At 71.1% G+C, this 4,165-nt stretch carries 3 protein-coding genes and 1 pseudogene; 1 reads left to right on the top strand and 3 read right to left on the bottom strand.

Going from position 1 to position 4,165, the window contains the following annotated elements:
- Positions 1-158: 158 nt before the first annotated feature.
- A complete protein-coding gene (gene glf, locus ACTIR_RS0105390) occupies positions 159-1,385 on the bottom strand; it encodes a UDP-galactopyranose mutase (protein WP_026453503.1) in 1,227 nt (408 codons plus the stop codon).
- 257 nt (positions 1,386-1,642) lie between these two features.
- Positions 1,643-2,629: an LLM class flavin-dependent oxidoreductase gene (locus ACTIR_RS0105395; RefSeq protein WP_026453504.1), complete on the bottom strand. Its 987-nt coding sequence runs from the start codon at positions 2,627-2,629 to the stop codon at positions 1,643-1,645.
- An 81-nt stretch (positions 2,630-2,710) separates the two neighbouring features.
- Between ACTIR_RS0105395 and ACTIR_RS0105400 the strand changes: the two genes are divergently transcribed.
- Positions 2,711-3,526, top strand: a complete 816-nt coding sequence (locus tag ACTIR_RS0105400; RefSeq protein ID WP_026453505.1) for an HAD family hydrolase — start codon at positions 2,711-2,713, stop codon at positions 3,524-3,526.
- A 24-nt stretch (positions 3,527-3,550) separates the two neighbouring features.
- Here ACTIR_RS0105400 and ACTIR_RS0105405 read toward each other — a convergent pair.
- Positions 3,551-4,165, bottom strand: a pseudogene (locus tag ACTIR_RS0105405) (hypothetical protein); the annotation flags it as partial.

Genomic DNA, 4,165 nt, shown 5'->3' on the forward strand with positions numbered 1-4,165 from the left:
CGCCGAACAGCGACAGTCCCCGCGCGACCCGCACCACGGCGGGCCGGGCCAGTCCGCGCTGGACGGTGACCAGGAGCGCGACCTCCCCGGACGGCCGGTTCTCGTCGCCCGCGGTGGGCAGTTCCACCTCGGGCGGGCGCACGTCCGGTGTCCGTGTCTCAGGCATCGATCGACCCGTCCAGCGGCGTGCCCTCGGTCAGGTGCGGGGCGATCTTGTTGTCGAACATCGACAGCGCCGACCCGATCGCCATGTGCATGTCGAGGTACTTGTAGGTACCGAGCCGGCCTCCGAACAGGACGTTGCGCTCGTGCGCCTCCTTCTTCGCCAGCTCGCGGTAGCGCTCCAGCTTCTCCCGGTCGTCGGCGGTATTGATCGGGTAGTACGGCTCGTCGTCGTCGGAGGCGAACCGCGAGTACTCCCGCACGATCACCGTCTTGTCGTCCGGGTAGTGGCTGCGCTCCGGGTGGAAGTGCCGGAACTCGTGGATCCGGGTGTAGGGGACGTCGATGTCGTTGTAGTTCATCACTGACGTGCCCTGGTAGTCGCCGGTGGGCACGACCTCCTGCTCGAAGTCCAGCGTGCGCCAGCCGAGCCGCCCCTCCGAGTAGCCGAAGTAGCGGTCCAGCGGCCCGGTGTAGACGACGGGCGTGCCCTCCGGGATCCGGTCGCGCACGGCGAAGTAGTCCACCCCGAGACGCACCTCGATGTTCGGGTGGTCGGCCATGCGCTCCAGCCAGGCGGTGTAGCCGTCGACGGGCAGACCCTCGTAGGTGTCGTTGAAGTAGCGGTTGTTGAAGGTGTAGCGCACCGGCAGCCGGGTGATGATCGCCGGGGACAGCTCCTTCGGGTCGGTCTGCCACTGCTTGGCCGTGTAGCCCTTCACGAACGCCTCGTACAGCGGCCTGCCGATCAGCGAGACCGCCTTCTCCTCCAGGTTCCGGGCATCCTTGGTGTCGATCTCGCTCGACTGCTCGGCGATCAGCTCCCGCGCCTCGTCCGGGGAGTGCGACTTCCCGAAGAACTGGTTGATCAGGTGCAGGTTCATCGGGAACGTGTAGACCTGCCCCTGGTACTTCGCGAACACCCGGTGCTGGTAGTCGGTGAACTCGGTGAACCGGGTGACGTAGTCCCACACCCGCTTGTTCGAGGTGTGGAACAGGTGCGCACCGTAGCGGTGCACCTCGATCCCGGTCTCCGGCTCCGGCTCCGAGTACGCGTTGCCGCCGATGTGGTCCCGTCGCTCCAGCACCAGCACCCGCTTGCCGAGCTGCTCGGCGGCGCGTTCGGCCACGGTCAGGCCGAAGAAGCCGGAGCCGACGACCACCAGATCGAAACCGGAGTGTGCCTCGTTCGTGATGTCTGTGGAATTCGTGTCCGCGCTCACGCCCCGGAAGGCTACCGACGTGCCGCGACCCTCGTGCGGCGAGGCCACGGTTGCCCGCCCCCTGGACGGGCAACCGTGCCGCGCCGGGCCTTCCCCGCACGAGGGTCGAGCGGCCCCTGTATCCCCCGGTGCCTCGCGGCGCCTGTGCCTACTCCGACGTACGCGCTACCGGAACGGTTCCCGAACTCCCGGAACTCACCCGATCGAGTGAAACAGGAGGTGCGCCGGGTGGTGCCGGAACCACCCCGCGTCCGTGCTCACGCTCCGGGGCCGTCCGGGTCCTCCGGGGTGTCCCGCGGCCCGGACGCGGGGCCGTCGGGGTCCGGGTCATCCGGGTCCGGGCCGTCGAGGTCCTCCCGGTCGGCGGGCTTCTCCCGGCCCTGCACCTCCGGCAGGAGGTCCTCGGCGATGCCCTCCAGCACCGCCTCCCTGCCCTGGTAGGGCTCGCTGCTGCGCGGCCAGTGCACGACGACGTCGGTGAACCCGAGCTCGGCCGCCCGGCCGACGGCCTCGGCGAAGCTGTCCCGGCTGGTCAGGCTGTACACCGGGGCGGCGTCGAGGCTGAGGTAGCGGGGAACACTGTCCGGGTCACGCCCCGCCTCGACCAGGGCGTCGGTGAACCGCCCGGCCTGCTCCGCCACCACCGACCACCAACGCTGCTGGCTCTCCCCGACACCCGGCCTGCCCGTGGTCACCCAGCCCTCGCCCGCCTCGGCGGCCCACCGCATCGTCCGCGGCCCCTCCGCCGCCAGGACGAACGGCATCCGGGGCCGCTGCACGCACCCGGGCAGGTTCCGGGCGCCGCGGGCGGTGTACCAGGTGCCCGAGTAGTCGTAGCCGTCGATCCGCAGCAGCCCGTCCAGCGCGTCCACGAACTCGGTGAACCGGTCCGCCCGCTGCGCCGGGGACAGCCCGGGCCCGCCGAGGACCTCGGTGTCGTAACCGAGGCCACCCGCCCCGATCCCGAGGATCGTCCTGCCGTCCGAGACGTCCTCCAGGGTGATCAGTTCCCGGGCGAACGGAACAGGGTGGCGGAAGTTCGGGGAGGCGACGAACGTCCCGAGCGGGATCGTCGCGGTGACCATCGCGGCCGCGGTCAGGGTCGGCACCGCGTTGAACCACGGACCGTCGACCAGGTGCCGCCAACCGAGGTGGTCGTAGGTCCAGGCATGGTCGAAGCCGTACTCCTCGGCGGCCCGCCACTTCGGCTCGGCGGCCCACCACCTGTCCTCGGGAAGGATCACGATGCCAACACGCACGGCGTCACACGCTATCGGTGAAACAGCACACCCCGCAGCACGGGCGTGATCTGGGAAACTGGAGGGGTGCGCAGACCCGACCTGATCGCCTCCGACGTCGACGGCACCCTGCTCGCCCCGATGGAGCGGGTGACCCCGCGCACCGTCGACACGGTCGCGCGGGCCGTGGACGACGGCGTCCCGGTGGTGCTCGTGACCGGACGCCCGCCCCGGTGGATCCCCCCGGTCGCCGACGCGACCGGCCTGACCGGATACGCCGTGTGCTCGAACGGGTCGATCGTCTACGACATCGACGCCGACCGGGTGCTCCACGTCCACGGTCTGCTCGACCCGGTGCTGCTGAACGACGTGGCCGACGCGCTGGACACGGCGCTGCCCGGGTGTCGGCTCGCCGCCGAGCGCATCGGCGCCACGGCCGTGGACCCGGACCGGCACAACTTCGTCATCGAGTCGGAGTACTCCAACCCGTGGGGCGACGGCGAGGGGTTCGTCGTCCCCCGCGCCGAGGTGGTCGGCCATCCGGCGGTGAAACTGCTGGTCAGCCACACGAGGATGGACTCGGACGAGATGGCCCTCGCCGCGCGCAGCGTCCTCGACGGCGTCGTGGACATCACGTTCTCCTCCGGCAGCGGGCTCATCGAGCTCGCCGCGCACGGCGTCACGAAGGCGACCGGGCTGGAACACGTGGCCGGCGAACTCGGGGTGGGCGCCGAGAACACCGTCTCCTTCGGGGACATGCCCAACGACCTGGACATGCTGCGCTGGTCCGGCCACGGCGTGGCGGTGGCCAACGCCCACCCGGTCGTGCTCGACGCCGCCGACGAGGTCACCGCGGCCAACCACGAGGACGGGGTGGCGCAGGTGCTGGAGCGCTGGTTCTGACCCCGCGCCCCGGACGGCGGCGCGCTACAGGCAGGAGACGTACTCGAAGTCGGGATGCTCGGCCAGGCGCCCGACCAGTTCCGAAGCCATCGCGCGGCGCAGATAGAGGGTGACCCAGTGGTCCGCGGGCGCGTGCCGGAAGCTGGCCACCTCGTACACACCGGCGTAGGCCGGGTGGATGCCGCACTGCTGTTCGTCGGTGTAGGCGTCCTCGTCCACGGCCACCATCGGGCGACGCACGTTCACCACGTAGTCGTAGTCGCGGGCGACGAACCGGCCGTCCACGAACCCGCGGTCCGTGGCGTCCCGGGCGATGTGCTCGTCCGTCCGGCCGAACACGTCGAGCACCACGACCGTCGGGCCCGTGTGATAGGCGAGCGCGGGTGTCTCGTGGGTACTGATCACCGTGCCGTCCCCCAGGGCCTTGTCCAGCCACGCGCCGACCGCCGCCATCCCCGCAGTGGTCTGCCCGGTGTCGCGGACCGCGGGCAACGCCTGCGGATGCATCGTGGTGACGACGAGGAACAGCCCACCCACGGCCAGCGCCGCCACCGGTGCCGTCCGACGTCGCACCAGCGGCACACCGCCGTACGGCCGCCCCGCGGCACCGGGGCCGACGGAGGCGGGGCCGACGGGAGC

The sequence above is a fragment of the Saccharomonospora iraqiensis subsp. iraqiensis genome (assembly GCF_000430445.1).
Lineage (GTDB): Bacteria > Actinomycetota > Actinomycetes > Mycobacteriales > Pseudonocardiaceae > Saccharomonospora > Saccharomonospora iraqiensis.